At 66.1% G+C, this 20,147-nt stretch carries 17 protein-coding genes; 12 read left to right on the top strand and 5 right to left on the bottom strand.

Features of this window, described 5'->3' with window-relative positions:
- The 10 genes from A5663_RS22270 to A5663_RS22315 all read left to right on the top strand — a co-directional run.
- Nucleotides 1-583, top strand: a 583-nt coding sequence (locus A5663_RS22270) for an SDR family NAD(P)-dependent oxidoreductase (RefSeq protein ID WP_068153898.1), incomplete at its 5' end; no start/stop codon positions are given.
- 16 nt (nucleotides 584-599) lie between these two features.
- The gene (locus tag A5663_RS22275; RefSeq protein WP_068153899.1) at nucleotides 600-1,607 is read left to right on the top strand and encodes a dihydrodipicolinate synthase family protein; all 1,008 of its coding nucleotides are present in this window, start codon (nucleotides 600-602) and stop codon (nucleotides 1,605-1,607) included.
- Between the two features lie 85 nt (nucleotides 1,608-1,692).
- A complete protein-coding gene (locus A5663_RS22280; protein ID WP_068153900.1) occupies nucleotides 1,693-2,544 on the top strand; it encodes an enoyl-CoA hydratase in 852 nt (283 codons plus the stop codon).
- Nucleotides 2,541-3,752 (top strand): amidohydrolase family protein, encoded by a 1,212-nt coding sequence (locus tag A5663_RS22285; RefSeq protein ID WP_068153901.1) that lies wholly within the window; start codon nucleotides 2,541-2,543, stop codon nucleotides 3,750-3,752. Before A5663_RS22280 ends, A5663_RS22285 begins: the two co-directional genes overlap by 4 nt.
- 1 nt (nucleotide 3,753) lies before the next feature.
- A complete protein-coding gene (locus A5663_RS22290) occupies nucleotides 3,754-5,364 on the top strand; it encodes an acyl-CoA synthetase (protein ID WP_068153902.1) in 1,611 nt (536 codons plus the stop codon).
- On the top strand, nucleotides 5,361-6,200 hold the full coding sequence (locus A5663_RS22295) for an amidohydrolase family protein (RefSeq protein ID WP_068153903.1): 840 nt from the start codon (nucleotides 5,361-5,363) through the stop codon (nucleotides 6,198-6,200). The genes A5663_RS22290 and A5663_RS22295 overlap by 4 nt, the downstream gene beginning before the upstream one ends.
- On the top strand, nucleotides 6,200-7,246 hold the full coding sequence (locus A5663_RS22300) for an acyl-CoA dehydrogenase family protein (RefSeq protein ID WP_068153904.1): 1,047 nt from the start codon (nucleotides 6,200-6,202) through the stop codon (nucleotides 7,244-7,246). Before A5663_RS22295 ends, A5663_RS22300 begins: the two co-directional genes overlap by 1 nt.
- Nucleotides 7,247-8,437 (top strand): acyl-CoA dehydrogenase family protein, encoded by a 1,191-nt coding sequence (locus A5663_RS22305; RefSeq protein ID WP_068153905.1) that lies wholly within the window; start codon nucleotides 7,247-7,249, stop codon nucleotides 8,435-8,437.
- A gap of 73 nt (nucleotides 8,438-8,510) precedes the next feature.
- The gene (locus A5663_RS22310; RefSeq protein WP_068153906.1) at nucleotides 8,511-9,530 is read left to right on the top strand and encodes an NAD-dependent epimerase/dehydratase family protein; all 1,020 of its coding nucleotides are present in this window, start codon (nucleotides 8,511-8,513) and stop codon (nucleotides 9,528-9,530) included.
- Nucleotides 9,527-10,015 carry a nuclear transport factor 2 family protein gene (locus A5663_RS22315; RefSeq protein WP_068153907.1) on the top strand — a complete coding sequence of 163 codons (489 nt, stop codon included), beginning with the start codon at nucleotides 9,527-9,529 and terminating at the stop codon, nucleotides 10,013-10,015. Before A5663_RS22310 ends, A5663_RS22315 begins: the two co-directional genes overlap by 4 nt.
- A 13-nt stretch (nucleotides 10,016-10,028) precedes the next feature.
- Here A5663_RS22315 and A5663_RS22320 read toward each other — a convergent pair whose 3' ends face one another.
- Nucleotides 10,029-11,174 carry a thiolase family protein gene (locus tag A5663_RS22320; RefSeq protein ID WP_068153908.1) on the bottom strand — a complete coding sequence of 382 codons (1,146 nt, stop codon included), beginning with the start codon at nucleotides 11,172-11,174 and terminating at the stop codon, nucleotides 10,029-10,031.
- Nucleotides 11,175-11,241: 67 nt separating this feature from the next.
- On the opposite strand from A5663_RS22320, the gene A5663_RS22325 reads away from it, so the two are divergent.
- Entirely contained in the window at nucleotides 11,242-13,419 is a 2,178-nt protein-coding gene (locus A5663_RS22325; protein WP_082974321.1) for a molybdopterin-dependent oxidoreductase, read from the top strand.
- A gap of 118 nt (nucleotides 13,420-13,537) precedes the next feature.
- Here the strand turns inward: A5663_RS22325 and A5663_RS22330 are convergent, their stop codons facing one another.
- Nucleotides 13,538-14,752 (bottom strand): CaiB/BaiF CoA-transferase family protein, encoded by a 1,215-nt coding sequence (locus A5663_RS22330; protein WP_068153909.1) that lies wholly within the window; start codon nucleotides 14,750-14,752, stop codon nucleotides 13,538-13,540.
- Nucleotides 14,753-14,926: 174 nt separating this feature from the next.
- Here A5663_RS22330 and A5663_RS22335 point away from each other — a divergent pair, with 174 nt between their 5' ends.
- The gene (locus A5663_RS22335) at nucleotides 14,927-16,399 is read left to right on the top strand and encodes an aldehyde dehydrogenase family protein (protein ID WP_082974323.1); all 1,473 of its coding nucleotides are present in this window, start codon (nucleotides 14,927-14,929) and stop codon (nucleotides 16,397-16,399) included.
- Between the two features lie 7 nt (nucleotides 16,400-16,406).
- On the opposite strand, the gene A5663_RS22340 is transcribed toward A5663_RS22335, so the two are convergent.
- From A5663_RS22340 to A5663_RS22350, 3 genes are all read right to left on the bottom strand, one after another.
- Nucleotides 16,407-17,615: a cytochrome P450 gene (locus A5663_RS22340; RefSeq protein ID WP_068153911.1), complete on the bottom strand. Its 1,209-nt coding sequence runs from the start codon at nucleotides 17,613-17,615 to the stop codon at nucleotides 16,407-16,409.
- Nucleotides 17,616-17,886: 271 nt separating this feature from the next.
- Entirely contained in the window at nucleotides 17,887-19,533 is a 1,647-nt protein-coding gene (locus A5663_RS22345) for an acyl-CoA synthetase (RefSeq protein ID WP_369816694.1), read from the bottom strand.
- A gap of 16 nt (nucleotides 19,534-19,549) precedes the next feature.
- The gene (locus tag A5663_RS22350; protein ID WP_068153912.1) at nucleotides 19,550-20,143 is read right to left on the bottom strand and encodes a PaaI family thioesterase; all 594 of its coding nucleotides are present in this window, start codon (nucleotides 20,141-20,143) and stop codon (nucleotides 19,550-19,552) included.
- Between the last annotated feature and the right edge of the window lie 4 nt (nucleotides 20,144-20,147).

The raw sequence follows: 20,147 nt of genomic DNA on the forward strand, positions 1-20,147 counted from the left end.
GCAGCGCGCCTTCGACGAGATCAGGAAACGCTGGCGCGGCGAGCTGAACATCCTCATCAACGCCGTCGGACCCGAGGCCGTGGGCACCTTCGAGGATCTGACCGACGAGCAGTGGCGCATCGCGTTCGACGGTGGCGTGATGGGCATGGTGCACTGCGTGCGTTCGGCGCTTCCGTTGTTGCGCAAGGCCGAATGGGCGCGCATCGTCAACTTCTCCGCGCACTCGACGCAACGGCAGAGCGTGATCCTGCCCGCCTACACCGCGGCCAAGGCGGCGCTGACTTCGGTTTCGAAGAACCTGTCGCTGCTGCTGGCCAAGGACGAGATCATGGTCAACGTGGTCTCCCCGGGCAGCATCGCGTCCGAAGCGCTGATCGGCTGGGCCGAGTCGGTGGGGGTCGATGGTAACGACCCGTACGCGTTGATGGCGGCCATCGGCGAGCACTTCGGCCATCCGGCGCACCTTCCGCGCGCAGGCCTGCCGCACGAAATCGCGCCTGTTGTCGCGTTTCTCGCATCCCGGCGCAACTCGTACATGACCGGCGCCAACGTCAACGTCGACGGAGGCAGCGACTTCACCTGAGACTGAGGAGATCATCGTGGCGACGGCGAAAGACGCTCGGGAATGGGCTCGCAGCCAGCTGCGCGGAATCGGCGACTCGCTCTACACACCGTTCTGCGGCGTCGACGGCGACGACATCGACTGGGACGCCTATCGGACACTGGTGCGGCACTGCGCCGGCGACCTGAACCACCCGCTGCTGTGGTGCACGAGCGGGATCGCGGAGTTCTGGGCGCTGAACTTGGACGAGCGAAAGCGGTTGCTGGAAGTCGCTATCGAAGAGGGGCGCAAAGCCAACCCCGGCGTCGTCGTGCAGGCGTGCACCGCCGCGACCGCGGCCAAGGACTGCCTCGAGCTGACGCGTCACGCACAGGATGCAGGCGCCGACATCGTCTACATCCAGACCCCGATGATGGAGGCGCACGGCGGCGAAGGCGTGCTGAACTTCTTCCGCTACATTGCCGACCGCACCGACATCGCGCTCGGCATGTTCAACTCCCCGTCGTCGGGTTACGTGTTGACGCCGGCCGAAAGCGCCGTGATCTACAACGAGATTCCCGCGGTCTGTGCAACGAAGGAGGGCGCCTTCCGGCCGGCCGCCAGCCGGATGCTGCACGAGTTGGCGCCGGGTCTCGCAGTGTGGGAGTGCGACAAGACCGTGTACCGCGCCGGGTGGCTGCGCGACGGGATCGTCTGCCCCGCGCAGCTTGGAACCGCTGGCTATCTGTTCGAAACCCGGGAGCGACGGCCGTTCAGCGAGTACTGGGATCTCATCGTCAACGACAAGCTCGTCGAGGCCATGGACTACGCACGCGAATCGGGGCTCGACCAGTTCGACCTCGACATGGGGTCGTGGTTCACCTGCTATCCGGGTCGACCGGACTACTTCACGCACTGGGGTGGAGCGTTCAAGTACGCGGCGTCGCTGCTGGGCCTGCCGATCGGGGAGTATCCGCACTCGCGTCCGCCGCAGGCGCATCTTCCCGCTGTCGCGAAAGAGCAGATCGCCGCTGCGTATCGGCGGTTCGGACTGGTCGACGCGTGAGCGGGCAACAGTTGCGGAAGCCGCTACCGATAGGTGTACAGTATGTGCATTCAACACGTCCGGACCGCTGGAGGTGGACTGCCGCGTGAGCGCTCCTGACCACGTCGGTCTCGACTCCGAGCCTGTGCGCTACGAGGTGCTCGACACCGGGGTAGCGGTGGCGACCCTGAACCGGCCCGACCGGATGAACGGCTGGGGCGGCGGGCTGGCCACCACGTTCTACGAACGTCTGGACGACGCCGATGCCGATCCCGCTGTGCGGGTCGTCGTGGTCACCGGCAGCGGTCGCGCGTTCTGCGCCGGTGCCGACATGGGTGATCTGACCACGATCAGTGCAGCCACCGTCGACGCGGCCGCCGGCACCGATGTCGGGAAGCTGGTCGGTGCGCGCCACCCGCACTTCGTGATGGGAATGCGAAAGCCCGTCATCGCCGCGATCAACGGTGCTTGTGCGGGAATGGGTTTGACGCTGGCGCTGGCGTGCGATGTGCGTTTCGCGGCACAGGGGGCGAAGTTCACCACGTCGTTCCCGCGACGCGGCCTGATTGCCGAATACGGCATCTCCTGGATCCTGCCGCGAATAGTCGGCACGGGGGTGGCGATGGACCTGCTGTTGTCGGGCCGGGTCTTCTTCGCCGACGAGGCCGCCCGGCTCGGCGTGGTCAACGATGTGGTGGCACCCGACGAGTTGCTGGCACGGGCAATCGGTTACGCCGAGGACATCGCCGCCAACTGTGCGCCCAGTTCGCTGGCGGTGATCAAGCAACAGGTGTACGCAGACACCATGCGCGACGTTTTCCAAGCCAGCGACCACGCCGAGAAGCTGATGCACGAGTCGATGACACGGCCCGACTTCATCGAAGGCATCACGAGTTTCTTCGAGAAACGCCCACCGAACTTTCCGCCGCTGACGCCCGAGCAGGAGGACACGCCGTGACACCGCTGGATTACCTGGCCATCGACGTCGACAACCACTACTACGAGCCGATCGACGCGTTCACCCGTCACCTGCCCAAGGAGTTCAAACGCCGTGGGGTACAGATGCTCACCGAGGGCAAACGCACCTTCGCGGTGATGGGCGGTGTGGTCAACCATTTCATCCCGAACCCCACATTTGACCCCATCATCGAGCCGGGTTGCCTGGATCTCTTGTTCCGCGGCGAGATTCCCGACGGAGTCGATCCTGCGTCGCTGATGAAGGTCGACCGGTTGGCCGATCATCCCGAGTACCAGAACCGGGACGCGCGGGTGAAGATCCTTGACAAGCAGAACCTCGAAACCGTGTTCATGCTGCCGACATTCGCGTGCGGCGTGGAGGAGGCGCTCAAGCACGACATCGAGGCGACGATGGCGTCCGTGCACGCGTTCAACCTGTGGCTCGACGAGGACTGGGGCTTCGACCGGCCCGACCACCGGTTCCTCTCGGCCCCGATCATCTCGCTGGCCGATCCCGACAAGGCGGTCGACGAGGTCGAATTCGTGCTGGGGCGGGGCGCCAAGACGGTGTGCGTGCGGCCCGCGCCGGTGCCCGGTACCGTCAAGCCGCGCTCGCTGGGCGACCCGGTGCACGACCCGGTCTGGGCGCGCCTGGCCGAAGCCGGCGTTCCGGTGATCTTCCACCTCTCCGACAGCGGCTACTTGGCGATAGCGGCGCTGTGGGGCGGCAAGTCGACGTTCGAGGGCTTCGGGGAGAAGGACCCGCTCGACCAGGTGCTGCTCGACGACCGCGCGATCCACGACACGATGGCCTCGATGATCGTCCATCAGGTGTTCACCCGGCACCCCAAGCTCAAGGTGGCGAGCATCGAGAACGGCTCGTACTTCGTCTACCGGCTCATCAAGCGGCTCAAGAAGGCCGCCAACACGGCGCCGTACCACTTCAAGGAGGACCCGGTCGAGCAGCTGTGCAACAACGTCTGGATCGCGCCGTACTACGAGGACGACGTCAAACTGCTTGCCGAGACGATCGGCGTGGACAGGATTCTGTTCGGCTCGGATTGGCCGCACGGCGAGGGCCTGGCCGACCCGATGGCGTTCACCGCCGACATCCCGCAGTTTCCCGAGTTCAGCGCCGAAGACACCCGAAAGGTGATGCGCGACAACGCTCTCGAGCTGCTCGGGGCGAACGTGCGGGTCGGCGCTTAGCATGCCCGAGTGGACCATCGGGGCGGTCCTCGACGCGATCGCCCAGGCGGTGCCGGACCGGCTGATGACGGTCTGCGGCACTCGGCGCAGTACGTTCGGCGAATCGGCGGACCGCACCCGTCGGCTGGCGAACTACCTTGCCGCACAGGGGCTCGGCGCACATCGCGAACGGGCCGAGCTGCAGAACTGGGAATGCGGGCAGGACCGCGTCGCGCTGCTCATGCACAACGACCTGTACCCCGACATGGTGATCGGCTGCCTCAAGGCACGCACGGTGCCGGTCAACGTGAACTACAACTACACGCCGCGCGAGGTCGCCGAACTGCTCGACTATCTGCGCCCGCGTGCGGTCATCTACCACCGGTCGTTCGGCCCGAAGTTCGCCGACGTGCTTCCGCCGGCGAGCGCCGACCTGATGATCTCCGTCGATGACGACCTCTCGGTGGCGCAGTTGTCGGGCGCGACCCCCTTGGATGATGCACTGGCACAGGGCGATTCCGATCAGCGCATCGCTCCGTCGCCCGACGACGTGATGATGGTGTGCACCGGGGGCACGACCGGGCGGCCCAAAGGCGTGATGTGGCGCCAGTCCGACACCTATGTGATCTCGATGAACGGCGCCGACCACGACACAGTCGACGAGATCCACACCAAGGTCGCACACGGGGGGCAGCCGTGGTTCGCGGTCTCGCCGCTGATGCACGCCGCCGGGATGTGGACGGCGTTCGCCGCGTTGCTCAACGGTTTGCCGGTGATCCTCTACGACCGGACGAGGTTCGACCCGCGCGCGGTGCTTGCAACCGCACAGCGCGAGAAGGTCGGCCTGATGACGATGGTTGGCGATGCCTACGCCGCACCGTTGGTCGAGGAGCTGCGCAGCGGGTCCTATGACCTGTCGTCGTTGTTCGCGATCGGCACCGGGGGAGCGGCCACCAACCCGAAACACCAACGGGCGCTGTTGGATCTGCTGCCACAGATCACTTTGATCAACGGGTACGGATCGTCGGAAACCGGCAACGTCGGCTTCGGCCGCAGCCAGCGCGGCGACGAGAAGGACACCTTCGAACTGCGCGAGGGCGCACTGCTGCTGTCCGAGGACTACCGCCGGTTCCTGGCGCCTGGCGAGGACGAGGTCGGCTTCGTCGCCCGTGGCGGGCGCATTCCGCTCGGCTACTTCGACGACGAGGAAGCGACACGACGGACGTTCCCGGTCGTCGACGGCCGACGCGTGGTGATCTCCGGTGACCGAGGATCTCTGTCGGCAGACGGCACGATGCGGTTGTTCGGGCGCGACTCGCTCGTGGTCAACACCGGTGGTGAGAAGGTGTTCGTCGAGGAGGTCGAAGAAGTGCTACGCGCGCACCCCGCGGTCGTGGACGCGCTGGTGGTGGGACGGCCGAGCGAGCGGTGGGGCCAGGAGATCGTGGCTCTCGTCGCGCTGCGCGATGCGGCCGAGGTCAGCTCACTGCGCGAGCACTGCACGTCGAACCTGGCTCGTTTCAAGGCGCCGAAGGAGTTCATCGTGGTCGAACAGGTACGTCGTCTGGGCAACGGCAAGCCCGACTATAGATGGGCCAGAACTGCTGCGACACATGAGGTATCGCTGACGTGACGGCCAACAGAGCCATCGATTGTCTGGTCAACGTCCACTTCGGCGAGACCGAACAGCAGCCGACGTGGATGCTCAAAGTCCGCGACGACTACTTCAAGGGCCCGCAGTCGATGTTCGCCCCCGTCGATATGAGCGAGCTGCTCGACGAGATGGACGAGCAGGGCGTCACGAAGGCGATCCTGATGGACAGCATCGCCAAGCCCTCGACGACGGCACGCAAGTTCGTCGAAGCCAGACCCGAGCGGTTCGCGCTCGCGATGGGCGGCGTCAATCTGTTGCGGCCCATCCCGTCGCTGCGAGAACTCGCGAGCGTCGTCAATGACCTACCGGTGGCGTATGCGGCGGTAGGGCCGAGCTTCTGGGGCGACGGGCAGTACCCGCCCAGCGACGCCGTGTACTACCCGCTTTACACCAAATGCGCAGAACTCGGGCTGCCGCTGTGCGTCAACACCGGGCTGCCGGGGCCGCCGATTCCCGGCGAGGTGCAGAACCCCATACACCTCGACCGGGTCTGCGTGCGATTCCCCGAACTCAAGCTCTGCATGATCCACGGCGCCGACCCGTGGTGGGACGTCGCGATCCGGTTGCTGATCAAGTACCAGAACCTGCGCCTGATGACGTCGGCGTGGTCACCGAAACGGCTGCCCGACAGCCTGCTTCACTACATGCGTACGCGGGGACCTGACAAAGTCATCTACGCGTCGGACTGGCCGGTGCTCAAGATGCGCCGCGTCGTCCCCGAGGCGCTAGCGCTTGACCTGCCGGCCGAGGTGCTGGACAACTACTTGTACAACAACGCCAAGGAGTTCTTCTTCGGCGCCGACAAGGAGCAGTGATGGACCGCTACGAACTGCGCAGGCTCGACTACAGCCTGTCCGAGGACCACCAGGCGCTGCAGGCGGCGTACAAGGACTTCTTCAAGACGCATTGCTCGATCGAAACAGTGCGCGCCGCGGAGGCTTCCGGGTTCGACAAGAGTCTGTGGGAGAGGTTGTGCACGATGGGCGCGACCACGATGGCGTTGCCCGAGGAGATGGGTGGGGACGGCGCGACGTTGGTCGACCTGACGTTGGTCGCCGAGGAGATCGGCCGCTCGCTGGCCCCGGTGCCGTGGATCGACCATGTTTGTGCCGCACGGCTGCTGGGCCGGTTGGGCGCCGCGGATCCCGACGTCGTGAGCGGCACGCAGATCGTCGGCTTCGACCCGCAGCAGGACAGTGTGTCGGGTGTGCGGCTGCTGCCGAGCGGCTCGGTTGCCGACCACCTCGTCGTGCGCGACGGTGACGACGTCGTCAAGCTGACATTCGCCACCCGGCCCGTCAAGGTGGACAACATCGGCCGACTGCCGATGGCCTGGGTCGACCCGGCCGCAGCGGACACCCGGACTGTTCTGGCGAGCGGAGCGAACGCGCTGATGGAATACCAACGCGCGCTGGACGAATGGCGGGTGCTCACAGCTGCGGCGCTCGCCGGCCTCGTCGAGGAGACGATGACGATCGCCGCGGAGTTCGCCAAGACGCGCTACACCCTGGGCGTACCGATCTCGACGCTGCAGGCCATCTCACATCCGCTGGCCAACATCGCGATCACGGTTCAGGGCGGCCGCAACCTGGCGCGACGCGCGGCGTGGTTCCTCGACAACGAACCCGACGAGCGGCCCGAACTCGCGCCGTCCGCGTTCGTGTTCATGGCCGAAGAGGCCGCCAAGGCCGCCACGATGGCGGTGCAGGTGCAAGGCGGGCTTGGCGTTTCGGCCGAGGCGGCCGCCAGCGCATACCTGTTGCGCGCCCGGGGATGGGCCTTGGCGGGCGGGGACCCTGCTGCCAGCGCCAAGTACATCGCCGGGATCGTCGCGGCTCGGGAGAGCGGAGAGGGCAACTAGATGGATTTCTCACGGGTCGAACTCTCCGAGGAGGACCGGGCTTTCCTCGACGAGTCGCGCGCGTTCCTGAGCGAGATCGTCACCGAGGACGTCCGTCGCCGGGATCGCGAGACGGGTGACAACTTCGACGAGGGTGTGCATCTCGCGCTCGGCAAGGCGGGTTACCTTGCCCGCGAATGGAAGCCGGAATCCGAAGGCGGGTTCAACCGGGTCCGGCGTCGCATCTGGGAACTGGAGAAGCGCCGTGCGCATGTGCCGTGGGTGACGTTCGGTACGACCGCGATGATCGCGCGGTCGGTCGACAAGTTCGGCTCACCCGAACTCAAGGCCGAGGTGATGCCGCGCGTGTACACCGGCGAGGTCCGCCTCTGCCTGGGCTACACCGAACCCGAGGGCGGGTCCGACGTCGCCACGTGCAAGACCAGGGCCGTGCGGGACGGCGAAGGCTGGATCATTAACGGCTCCAAGATGTTCACCACCGGTGCCCACAACTGCCAGTACGTCTTCTTGATCACCAACACCGATCTGGATGCGCCGAAACACAAGAGCCTCACGATGTTTCTCGTCCCGCTCGACTCGCCGGGCATCGAGATCCAGGGCATCCGCACCGTCGACGGCGACCGCACCAACATCGTGTACTACAGCGATGTCCGGGTCGACGACAAGTATCGCCTCGGCGAGGTGAACGACGGCTGGACGGTGGTGCGTGAACCGCTCAACGCAGAGCACGGCGCGGTCGAAGCGGCCGCCGACGGCCTGCAGGACGTGGCGATCATGATGCATCAGGCCAACACAATGGCCGCCGCGGTCGACAGGGCCGCCGCGAAGCTCACGGAGACGAATCCCGACGGCCGCAAGACGATCGACGACGGATCGGTGGCATACCGGTTGGGCCGCAGCGTGGCCCGTATGGAGGCGTCGTTCTCCACGCCGAACATCTTCGGTCGGGTGGCGCTGGCGCAGACGATGCGCGACATCTCCCCGGACCTGATGGACATCCTCGGTACGGCGGCCTCGTTGCCGTTCGGCACCGACGGCGCCGCCGATGACGGAGCCGCCGAGTACGTATACCGTTTCGCGCCGCTGGTCGGGATCTACGGGGGGACGCTGGAGGTCTTCCGTAACATGATCGCGCAGTACGTGCTCGGCCTCGGCAAGCCCGCCTACGCCCAGGCGGCGAAGACGTCTTGATCATCGAAACTGCTGACAGATCGCGATTTCGGCGAGTTTCGCGATCTGTCAGCAGTCTCGGAATGGGGGAACGATGACGCGGCCGACCAGTAGGCGCAAGTCATTGGTGATGGGTGCAAGCGGGTTCGTCGGCTCACACGTTACGCGCAAGCTCGCCGAACGCGGCGACGACGTGCGGGTGTACCTACGCCAGACGAGTTCGACGGTCGCCATCGACGACCTCGACGTCGACCGGTGCTACGGCGACCTCTACGACGACGACGCACTGCGCGAGGCGATGTCGGACCGCGATGTCGTCTACTACTGCGTCGTCGACACGCGGTTCCATCTGCGTGACCCGGCACCGCTGTTCGAGACGAACGTCAACTGCCTGCGCCGCGTCCTCGACATCGCCGCGAAGACCGCGCTGCACCGGTTCGTGTTCTGCAGCACGATCGGCACCATCGCGCTCGGTGACGGAAGTGGCCCCGTGACCGAGGACATGCCGTTCGACTGGGGCGACAAGGGCGGCCCCTATATCGAATCGCGCCGCCAGGCCGAGGATGTGGTGCTGTCGTACGCGCGGGAGCGCGGCCTGCCCGCCGTCGCGATGTGCGTGTCGAACCCGTACGGACCCGGCGACTGGCAGCCGCACCAGGGCCTGATGGTGCAGTACGCCGCGTTCGGCAAGATCCCGGCGTACATCAAGGGCGTCTGCACCGAGGTCGTCGGCATCGAGGACGTCGCAGAGGCTTTCCTGCTTGCGGCCGAACACGGCCGGGTCGGGGAGCGCTACATCATCTCTGAGAGCTACATGCCGATGCGCGACATGCTCACCACGGCCGCGAGAGCCGTCGGCGCGAACCCGCCGAGGTTCGGTGTCCCGTTGCCGGTGGTGTACGCATCCGTGTGGTTCGCGGAGGCCGTCGGACGCCTGCTCCGGCGTGAGGTCCCGATCAACACCACCGGCATCCGCCTGTTGCACATCATGGCGCCGGCGGACCACAGCAAGGCGACCAGAGAACTGGGCTGGCATCCGCGCCCGACCGCCGAGTCGCTCGAACGGGCCGCGCATTTCTATATCGAGCAGGCCGAAAAGACGACGAACCGATGACCGAAACGGACCTCGTCGAGATCGAGGCGATCAAACAGCTGAAAGCCCGCTACTGCCGCTTTCTGGACACCAAGGACTGGGCGGCGTGGCGCGCCCTGTTCGCCGACGACTTCGTCAGTGACACATCGCCGGCCGGTGGCAAGGTCATCGAAGGCGCCGACGAGTTCGTCGCATTCACCCGAAAGAGCCTGCGCAATCAGCCCACGGTGCATCAGGTGCACGCGCCGGAGATCGAACTGACCTCGCCGACGACCGCGCGCGGCGTGTGGGGGCTCGAGGATGTGGTTCGCTTCGGGCCCGGCGTGAACCTGCGCGGCTACGGCCACTATCACGAGACCTACGAAAAGCTCGACGGACAGTGGCGCTTCAAGAGCTCGCGGTTGACGCGCTTGCGCGAGGACGTCTTCAACGGCCTTGTGGCCGTGTACATCTCCGATCGTATGCGTGGGCTCATCATGAAGGCGTCTCATCGGATGATGAAGTGAGCTGACGCCTGGGTCACCTCGTCAGGATCGTCGCGGCAGCGGTGCCCGGTGCGCCGTACAGCTGCGCGAAACCGACTTTGGGCTCCCCGGGTACCTGGCGATCGCCCGCTTCACCGCGCAGTTGTCGCACCAGCTCGTGGATCTGGCGCAGACCCGATGCGCCGATCGGCTCGCCGTTGGCGATCAGGCCGCCGTCGGTGTTGATCGGCAGTGAGCCGGTGATCTCGGTGGCCCCGCCGGCAAGCAGCTTCTCCTGCTCGCCGTCGGCGCAGAAGCCGCACTCGGCCATGTGGATGATCTCGGCGCCTGCGTCGGTGTCCTGCAGCTGGATGACGTCGACGTCCTGCGGCGCCACACCGGACTTTTCGAAGGCCGCCTTCGCCGCGTAGACAGTGGGCGCCACGTCCTCCTCGACCGGCGCGAACGTGGTGTTCACCTCGTAGGCACCGTATTTGCGGGTGCGCACCTCGACCGCGCGCAGGTACACCGGTTTGGCGGTGTAGCGCTCGGCGAGGTCGGCGCGGCACATCACGACCGCCGCCGCACCCTCGTCGGGAGCGCAGAACATGTACTGGGTGAGCGGATAGTTCAGCATCGTCGAGTTGAGGATCTGGTCCTCGGGGATGGGCTTGCGGCGGAACGCGTTCGGGTTCAGCGCTCCGTTGCGGAAGTTCTTCGCCGCAACTTTGGCCAGTGTCTGCTGGGAGATACCGTGCTCGTGCAGATAGCGATTGGCCTTCATTCCGAAGAACTGGGTGGTCAGGTATTGGCCGTTCTCGGCGTACCACCGCGGCATGCCGACCAGCGCGGGATCTTCGGTGAACGCACCGCGTGGATGCTTGTCCAGCCCGACCGCGATGCCGATGTCATAGTCGCCCAATCGAATTCCGTCGGCGCACGCCTTTGCGGCGCTGGCCGCGGTGGCGCATGCGTTGAACACGTTGGTGAACGGGATGCCGGACAACCCGACCATGCCGACGATCGCGTCCGGGTTGGCCACGGTCCAGCTGCCACCTGTGGCGAACTGGATGTCCCTCCACTCGATGCCGGCATCGGTGACCGCGGCGAAGATCGCGTCGACGCCCATCTCCATCGCGGATTTGCCTTCGAAGCGACCGAAGGGATGCAGTCCGACACCGATGATCGCGACGTCGTGCATGCGTGGTCCTCTCTGGTCGACGCTCGATCCGACTCGTAACTGAAACTCTTACAGTATCGTAGTCGGCGTGGCATCGGTGACCGAGCACAAGCCCACTTTCTGCCGGATCTGCGAGCCGCTGTGCGGGATGATCGCGACGGTCGAAGACGGTCGCCTGGTCGCTTTGCGGCCTGACAAGAACCACCCGCTGTCGGCCGGCTTCGCCTGTCAGAAGGGCATCGCGTTCACCGAGGTCGTCAACGATCCGGACCGGGTGACGAGGCCGCTGCGCCGCGGGCCGGCCGGCTTCGAAGAGGTGGCATGGGACGAGGCGATGGCCGACATCGCCGCCCGACTGTCGGCGATTCTGCGCCGCCATGGTTCCGGCGCGGTCGGCTGGTACATGGGCAATCCCGGGGCGTTCAGCTATGCGCACACCTTCGCGGCGCTGCTGTTCATGAAGGGCCTCGGCCGCCACGGCCACTACTTCACCGCGTCGTCGCAGGACACGAACAGCAGGCTGATCGCGAGCCAGTTGTTGTACGGGGTGCCGACGTCAGTGCCGATCCCTGACCTGACGCGGACCGACCTACTGGTCATGATGGGTGCCAATCCCGTTGTGTCACACGGCAGTTTCTTGACCGCACCGCGGATCAAGGACCGCATGCACGACATCGTCAAGCGCGGAGGGCGTGTGCTGATCGTCGATCCGCGGCGCAGCGAGACCGCCGTCGCATTCGAATGGCTCGGCATCGTCCCCGACACCGACTCGTTGCTGTTGCTCTCGCTGCTGAACGTGATGTTCGCCGACGGCGTGGTCGACGTCGCGGCGGTGAAACGGCAGGCCGACGGCGTGGACTGGCTGCGGGGGATGTGCCGGCCGTTCACTCCTGAGTCGACGGCAGGCAGCACAGGCATCGACGCGGAGAGTGTGCGCACGCTGGCGCACGACCTGGTGAGCTCGCGCGCTGCCGTCTACGGCAGGCTCGGTACCTGCGTGGGCAGCCACGGCACGCTGACCACGTATCTGATCGATGCGGTGAATCTGGTGGCAGGCAACCTCGACGTGCCGGGCGGTTCGGTGTTCAGCTCGATGCACACCGTCGGCCAGCGATGGCAGAACGTCGCGATGGGTGCGGTCATGCGGCGGTCCTATCGCCGAAAGCGATCGCGGATCAGCGGAACCCCGAGCGCAATCGGCTCCGAGCCCGCCGCGCTGATGGCCAAGGAGATCACCACACCGGGTGACCGCCGGATCCGGGTGATGTTCGTCTCGGCCGGTAACCCGGTGCTGTCCGTGCCCAACGGCGAGGAACTCGAGGCGGCGTTCGGCGATCTCGAGCTGTCCGTCGCGCTCGACTTCTACGTCACCGAGACGAGCGCGCAGTGCGACTACATCCTGCCGGTCACGACGATGTACGAGCGCGACGACTTCCCGTACACCTTTCAGGGGTTTCAAGCCACGCCGTTTCGGCAAGCGACCCAGGCCGTCGTGGCACCGGCGGGGGAGGCGCGCGGGGAATGGGAGATCGTCGAGGAGTTGGCCCGCCGGCTGCGTCGTGTGCCCGCCTTCGCGGCGTTCATCGCTGTTCGAAGGATCGTGCGGCTGCTGGGCTTCGACGTGTCGCCGCGGGCGATGGTCGACGCATTGGTGCGGATGTCGGAGGGTGGCAACAGGTTCGGGCTGCGCCGTGGCGGTCTGACGCTGCGACGGCTGACCGAGGACCATCCGCACGGCGTCGTGCTGTCACCGCACATCCGCACAGGCGTGCTGCGCGATGCCGTCGGCTACCTGTCGCGGCGGATTCGGTTGCGCCATCCCGGAATTGCCGAGGAAGTCGCCAAGCTGTCACAGCGTGCTCTGCCCGATGGCTATCCGCTGCGGATGATCGGATTGCGCGAGCCCCGCTCAGAGAATTCGTGGATGCACAATTCGCCGTTGCTGATGCGCGGCGATCGTCGCCAGCATGCGCTGATGCACGTCGACGACGCGGCCGAGCAGCACATCGTCGACGGCGACGAGGTGCAGATCACGTCACAGTACGGCGCGATAAGTGTGCCGGTGCTGACGACGAAGGACCTCGTACCCGGCGTCGTCGCGGTGCCACACGGCTGGGGGCACAAGGGAACTGGAAGCTGGCGGCTGGCCAATCGCGCCGGCGGCGCCAACGTCAATCAGCTGACATCCAGCGAGCCCGCCGACGTCGAGCCGTTGTCGGGGATGGCGTGGCTGACCGGAGTGCCGGTGCGGGTGGAGCGCGTCTAGCGCGTGGGCCCACGCGCAGTCGGGGACGACCGCAGAATGTACACCTGCGGCGGTGTGTCGGTGTACAGACACGGTCGCTCCCGGCAGCGTGTGGGCCCACGCGGCAATGGAACGGTGCTCAGGCGATGGCGCCCTTGTCCTTCAGCTCCTCGATGCGGTCCCAGTCCATGCCGATGTCCATCAGGACCAACTCGGTGTGCTCGCTGGCCTGCGGGGCGCGGGTCGTCTGCAGCGGCTCGTGGTTGAACTGGACCGGCCCGCGGACCACTTTGAAGGGCTCACCGCCGTCGGCGGCTTCGACCTCGACAATCATGTCGTTGGCGAGCGCCTGGTCGTCGGTGGCCAGGTCGAGCAGGCTCTGGAACGGCGCCCACTGGCCTTTCATCGTCTTGAGGCGTTGACGCCAGTACTCGAACGGCTTGCTGCGGATCTTCTCTCGGATGAGTTCCGCTGCGGCCGCCGCGTTTTCGATCAACGGCATGACGTCACTGAACCGGGGATCTTCAGCGCACTCCGGCAGTTCGAGATGCTCGAACGCGTCGCGGATGTACCCGGTCGGGCTGACGATGCACAGGTTGATCGTGCCGCCGTCCGACGTCAGGTAGTTCGCCATGAACGGGTTCACGCTCGGGCCGGCGGCATTCGGCATCAGCGAGCGCATCGTCTCGCCGGTCTCCATGCCCTGGGTCACGCTGGCGCCCGCCGCCCACCACGCCGTGCTCAACAACGAAACGTCGAGTTCGACGGCTTCGCCGGTGCGCGCCCGGTGGAACAGCGCCGCCGAGATTCCGCCCGCGATGTTCATGCCGCCGATCGAGTCGCCGAATGCCGGGATACCCTGCGACAGCGCGCCACCGATCTCTTCAGGGGTCAACGCGTGGCCGACTCCGCTGCGGGTCCAGAACGCCGTGCCGTCGAAACCACCGACGTCCCGTTCGGGTCCCTTGTCGCCGTATGCGCTGCCGCGCGCGTAGATGATGTCCGGGTTGGCTGCGCGGATGTGCTCGACGTCGAATTTGTTCTTTTGCCGTTGCGCGGGAAGGTAATTGGTCAGGAAGACATCAGCGGTCTTGGCGATCTCGTAGAGTACTTCCTGGCCTTCCGGTTTCGATACGTCGATGCCGATGCTGCGCTTACCGCGGTTCGGGTGCTCGATCAGCGGGTGACGGTTGGGGTCGAGCTGAAATCCGCCCATGTTGATGAACCCGCGCTGCGTGTCGCCCCTCAACGGGTGTTCGACCTTGATGACGTCGGCGCCCCAGTCGGCGAGGATCGCTCCCGCCGCCGGGACGAAAGTGAACTGTGCGACCTCGAGGACGCGCACGCCCTCCATGACCTTGACCAAGTCGGCTCCCTTGCCGTGTTCGCCCGAAGTAACCTACTGTAAGCATTACAGTTAGTCGTCCCGCAGAGTCAGATTGTACGAGGTGCCGTGAGCAACGTCGAGGAAGGGACCGAGACGAGCATCGACGTCGGCGCCCGCGCGGCCAAGCGGGCCGAGTCGCGGATGCTCATCGACGGACAACTCGTTGAGTCGGCGTCAGGCGAGCGCTTCGACAACCTGAGCCCGGCCACCGGACAGCTGCTGGGAACGACCGCAGCGGCCGGCCCAGAAGACATGGACCGCGCGATTGCGGCAGCGCGCCGAGCCTTCGACGACACCGACTGGGCGACCAATAAACGGTTGCGCGCACGCTGTCTGGATCAGCTGCAGTCGGCGATCGAGGCGGAGCAGGACGAGCTGCGCGAGGAGCTGATCGCCGAGGTCGGTTGCCCGATGATGACAACGCAGTCGGCACAACTGGATTGGCCACTGGCCGACGGGTTGCGCTATCCCGCGCGGCTGATGCTCGATTTCCATTGGGAGCGCACCCTCGACGGAGGAGGCCTCTTCGGCGAGCGCAATGTGCGCACCGTCGTCAAGGAGCCGGCCGGTGTCGTCGCCGCGATCACCCCGTCGAACTTCCCGGTCGAGGTGATCCTCAACAAGCTCGGACCCGCGCTCGCGACCGGAAACACGGTCGTACTCAAGCCCGATCCGAACACGCCGTGGAACGCGACCCGCCTGGGACGGCTCATCGCAGAGGACACCGACATCCCGCCCGGCGTGGTCAATGTCGTGCCGACACCGCGCAACGACGTCGCCGGAATGCTCGGGACCGATCCTCGCGTCGACATGGTCTCCTTCACCGGATCCACCGCGGTCGGCAAGCTGCTGATGCGTCAAGGCGCCGAGACGATGAAGCGGATGTTCCTGGAACTGGGCGGCAAATCCGTGTCCATCGTGCTCGACGACGCGCCGCCCGCCGCGATCGTGGGCTCGGCGGTCGGAGTGTGCGTGCACGCGGGACAGGCGTGTGCGGCCACCACACGCATGCTCGTCCACCGGTCACGTTACGACGAAGCCGTCGCCGCCGTCACCGCCGCGTATCAGGCTGTGCCCGTGGGAGATCCGGTCCTTCCCGACACGCTAGTGGGACCGGTGATCAACGCGACGCAGAAGAAGCGGGTGCTCGACGCGATCGAGCAGGCCCGCGCCGACGGCGCCGAGGTCACCACGGGGGGAGGGCCGGTCAGCGATCTCGCCGATCATCTGATGGGCGGCCACTACGTGGCACCGACGGTCATCGTCGGCGTCGAAAGCGATGCGGCCATCGCCCAGCAGGAGGTGTTCGGCCCAGTGCTGGTGGTGCTGCCGTTCGATGACGACGACGACGCGGTGCGGATCGCGAACGACAGCGCCTATGGTCTGGCGGGAGCGGTGTCGTCGCGCTCGCATGAGCGGGGGATGGCGATCGCCCGTCGGATCCGCACCGGTTCTTTCGGGGTGAACCGCGGCATGTACTACGGTGCCGACGCGCCGTTCGGCGGGTTCAAGAGCAGCGGTGTCGGAAGGCAGTGCGGCATGGAGGGTTTCGAGCAGTATCTCGAGACGAAGACGATTGCCTATCGTGCGCCGAGGGCAAGCTCTGCGCGATAACAGCGGCTCAAGCGGCGGGGTCGAACGTCACGGGCAGTGCCGGGGGGGACCGGAACGGCTGGCCCACGATACGGGGGTTGTCGTCGGTGACGAGGGTGACGTTGGTCAGCCGGTCGAGCAGGCATTCCACGGCGACCCGGGTCTCCATGCGGGCCAGATGCAAACCCATGCAGGTATGCTCGCCGGCGGCGAACGAGATGTGCGGAATCCGTTTGCGAAAGATGTCGAACTCCTCGGACCGCTCCCAACGGTTCTCGTCGCGGTTCGCCGATCCGATGCACACATCGATCACCGCGCCCTTGGGAAGCGGGACACCCGCGAGTTCGGTCTCTTCGGTCGCGTATCGCTGCACGGTCGTCAACGGCGTCTCGAACCGCAGGCCCTCTTCGATGGCGGTCGGGATCAGCTCCCGATCGGACTGTACGGCGGTGAACTGTTCGGGGTGGGTGAGCAACAGGTACAGCAGGTTTCCCGATGACCGGTACGTGGTTTCCAGGCCGGCGGGCAGCAACAGCCGCAGGAACGAGAAAATGGCCTCGTCGGTGAGCTTTTCGCCGTCGATCTCGGCGGTGACCAGATCGCCGATGATGTCTTCGGTCGGCTTGGACCTGCGCTGCTCGATCTGGGCCAGGAAGTAATCCTTCAGCGCCGCGGAGGCCTCGAACGCCCGCTTGTACTTGACGTGGTAGCTGATCAGCTCGACCGCCCGCTTACGGAACCACGGCAGATCGTCTTCGGGCAGCCCCAGCAGCTTGGAGATCACCCGGGTCGGGAACTCGAACGTGAAGTCCCGTACCAGATCGGCGTGCCCTTTGTCGACGATCTCGTCGAGCAGCGTCGTGACGACCGGCCGGACGACCTCGGGTTCCCAGCGCGCCAACGACTTGGACTTGAAGGCCGATGACACCAAATTGCGGTGGTCCCAGTGCTTCTTGCCTTCCATCGCCAGGATCGTCGGACCGATGAACAGGCCGATGGTCTGGTCGTAGATATGCGAGTTGAACACCTTGCCGTCGCGGAACACTCGGTTGACCGCGTCGAAAGACACTGCCGCGTAGAGCTGTTCGGGCATCGCCTCCGGCGCTGCGGACCAGTCCATGACGCTGCCGCGGAACACCCCCGCGGTTTCCCGTCGCTTCTGCGCGAAGAGCGGATAGGGGTCGCGAAGCAGGTCGAAAGGTTCGTCGACCGCGACATCCTGCACGGGGCTATCCACGGCTGGTCTCCATCGTCTGGTCCGGACAGGTAACCTGCATAGGTACTGTAAAGCTTACAGTATAGGACTACAAGGCGATAGATCTCGGGTTTCAGGGCTGCGATCGCAACGGACCATGCGACGGCTCAAGCGTTCGTCCGCGAAATAGCATTCCCGGCTGTGATTGTGGGGGAAATACGACCAGGAATGCTATTTCGCGACGGAAGAGGGCGCGACGGAAGAGGGCGCGACGGAAGAGGGCGCGACGGAAGAGGGCGCGACGGAAGAGGGGTCAGGCCTCGCTGATCGCTTGCTCGCGAGCCCATCGATAGTCGGCCTTGCCCGCCGGGCTGCGCTCGATCGCCGGGCGGAACACCACCGCCTTCGGAAGCTTGTAGCGGGCGATCGAGTTCGCGGCATGGTCGATGAGCTCCTGGGCGTCGGCGCTGGCACCCTCGGTGAGGGCGACAACCGCCACGACCTCCTGACCCCAGCGATCGCTCGGCCGGCCTGCGACCACCACGTCGGCGACCGCCGGATGCGACGCGATAGCCGTCTCGACCTCCTCGGCGAAGATCTTTTCCCCGCCGGAGTTGATGGTGACAGAATCGCGGCCGAGCAGTTCGACGGACCCGTCCGCCAGATGCCGCGCGCGATCGCCCGGTACGGAGTAGCGCACGCCGTCGATCACCGGGAAGGTCGCCGCCGTCTTGGCGGCGTCACCCTTGTAACCCAGTGGCACATAACCTCTCTGAGCCAGCCAACCCATGCCGTCGTGCCCCGGCTCGAGCAGGGCGCTGAGATCCTCGGCAGCGACATAGGTGTCCGGTCCGGCGTTGAACTTGCCGGTCGCCACCGCGCCCGACGCGGACATGTGCGTCATCTGCGCGCCGGTCTCCGACGAGCCGACTCCGTCGACGACGATCAGTCCCGGCTTGACGTCGATGAGCCGCTGCTTGGCCGTCGGCGTCAGCAACGCGCCACCGTTGGCGACCACCGCCAGCGACGACAGATCCGCATCAGTGCGTTCGATCGCGTCTGCCAACGGTCGCGCCATCGCATCGCCGACGACCGTCACCGCCATCACCTGCTCGCGCTCGATGGTCGCAACCACCTCGTCGGCGTCGAAACGGTCTGTGACAGAAGAGAACACGACTGACTGGCCCGTCGTCATCGCGGTCATCACCGCCCACTGGGCGGCGCCGTGCATCAGCGGCGGCAGGATCATCAACCGGGATTCCGGCGCCTCGGCGACCCGCTTGCCGATGTCCTCGTAGGAGCTGGCGAGTTCCCCGGTGTAGAGGCTGCGGCCGCCGAACGAGGTCATGAAGATGTCGTGCTGACGCCACAGCACGCCCTTCGGCATACCCGTCGTGCCCCCGGTGTAGAGCACATAGAGGTCGTCGGGTGAGGGCTCCAACGGTGGTAACACCGCGGTGCCAGACCCGACGATCGACTCGTAGTCGACGGCCCCGTCGAGCAGATCGTTGCCCGACTCGTCGGCGATCTGGATGAGCACCCGCAGATTCGGCAGATCCGCCATCACCTCGGCTATGCGCGGCGCGAACGCCGCGTGATACAGCAGCGCGGTGGCGCCGGAATCGTTGAGCAGATACTGCAATTCGTTCTTGACGTAGCGGTAGTTGACGTTGAACGGCGCGACCCGCGCCCGCCAGGCGCCGAGCATCGCCTCGACGTACTCCGGGCCGTTGTAGGCGTAGATGCCCAGCAGGTCCTGGCCGACCTCGTGACCGCCCAACTCCGAGCGCTCGACGTGGCACCCGAGTCCGCGGCTGTGCAGGAATGCGGCCAACCGGTTAGCGCGCTCGATCACCTGCGCGTAGGTGTAGCGGCGGTCGCCCTGAACGATGAACTCGCGATCGCCGATCGCGGCGGCGACGGTGTCGGCGGCGGCCGGGACGGTGAACTCTGTGGACACTGGTATCAGGCGCCTTTCAAGGCTGGTGGGCAAGCAGTTTGATCATCAGACCGCTGGCCTCGGATAGTACGTTGCCGTCGGCATCGGTCATCGTCGCCCTCACGAACAGTTTCCGGCCCTCCGCCTTGTCGATCCAGGCGCGTGCTCGCAGCGGCACGTCGATGGGCGTCACCCTGCGGTAGTCCACGTGCAGGTAGGCGGTCCGGCTGTCGGGCCGGCCGGCGGCCGACACCACCATGCCGAAATGCCAGTCGTAGAACAACGGGATCACCCCGCCGTGCACGGCGTCGTTGCCGCCGACGTGAAAGCGGCTGAAGTGTCCGCTCATCGTGACTTCGTCCGGTCCCGACGTCACGACCTGCCACGGCGGCATCAACGGATGGCCGTTACCGGGCAGGTTCGTCGCCCGGCCGGCAGGTGCGACGCCTGCGGGCGCCCGGTGCACCTCCAACCGTGCGCACACGTCCTCGAGCAGCGCGGCGGTGTCGTCCCACAGCGCAGGCTCGGGATCACACGAGACGGTGATGTCCTGCAACCTGCGCACTGCCGCTATGAAGCGGCCCATCTCCGGGGCTCCCACAGTCGGTTTGACCCGGGCGAATTCGCGGATGTGG

Source organism: Mycobacterium sp. E740 (assembly GCF_001672895.1).
Taxonomy (GTDB): Bacteria; Actinomycetota; Actinomycetes; order Mycobacteriales; family Mycobacteriaceae; genus Mycobacterium.

Excerpts from the sequence above, each read along its gene's own strand:
- A5663_RS22290 (WP_068153902.1), top strand. The coding sequence starts at position 3,754 with ATGCCCGAGTGGACCATCGGGGCGGTCCTCGACGCGATCGCCCAGGCG.
- A5663_RS22300 (WP_068153904.1), top strand. The coding sequence starts at position 6,200 with ATGGACCGCTACGAACTGCGCAGGCTCGACTACAGCCTGTCCGAGGAC.
- A5663_RS22305 (WP_068153905.1), top strand. The coding sequence starts at position 7,247 with ATGGATTTCTCACGGGTCGAACTCTCCGAGGAGGACCGGGCTTTCCTC.
- A5663_RS22310 (WP_068153906.1), top strand. The coding sequence starts at position 8,511 with ATGACGCGGCCGACCAGTAGGCGCAAGTCATTGGTGATGGGTGCAAGC.
- A5663_RS22315 (WP_068153907.1), top strand. The coding sequence starts at position 9,527 with ATGACCGAAACGGACCTCGTCGAGATCGAGGCGATCAAACAGCTGAAA.
- A5663_RS22320 (WP_068153908.1), bottom strand. The coding sequence starts at position 11,174 with ATGCACGACGTCGCGATCATCGGTGTCGGACTGCATCCCTTCGGTCGC.
- A5663_RS22330 (WP_068153909.1), bottom strand. The coding sequence starts at position 14,752 with ATGGAGGGCGTGCGCGTCCTCGAGGTCGCACAGTTCACTTTCGTCCCG.
- A5663_RS22335 (WP_082974323.1), top strand. The coding sequence starts at position 14,927 with ATGCTCATCGACGGACAACTCGTTGAGTCGGCGTCAGGCGAGCGCTTC.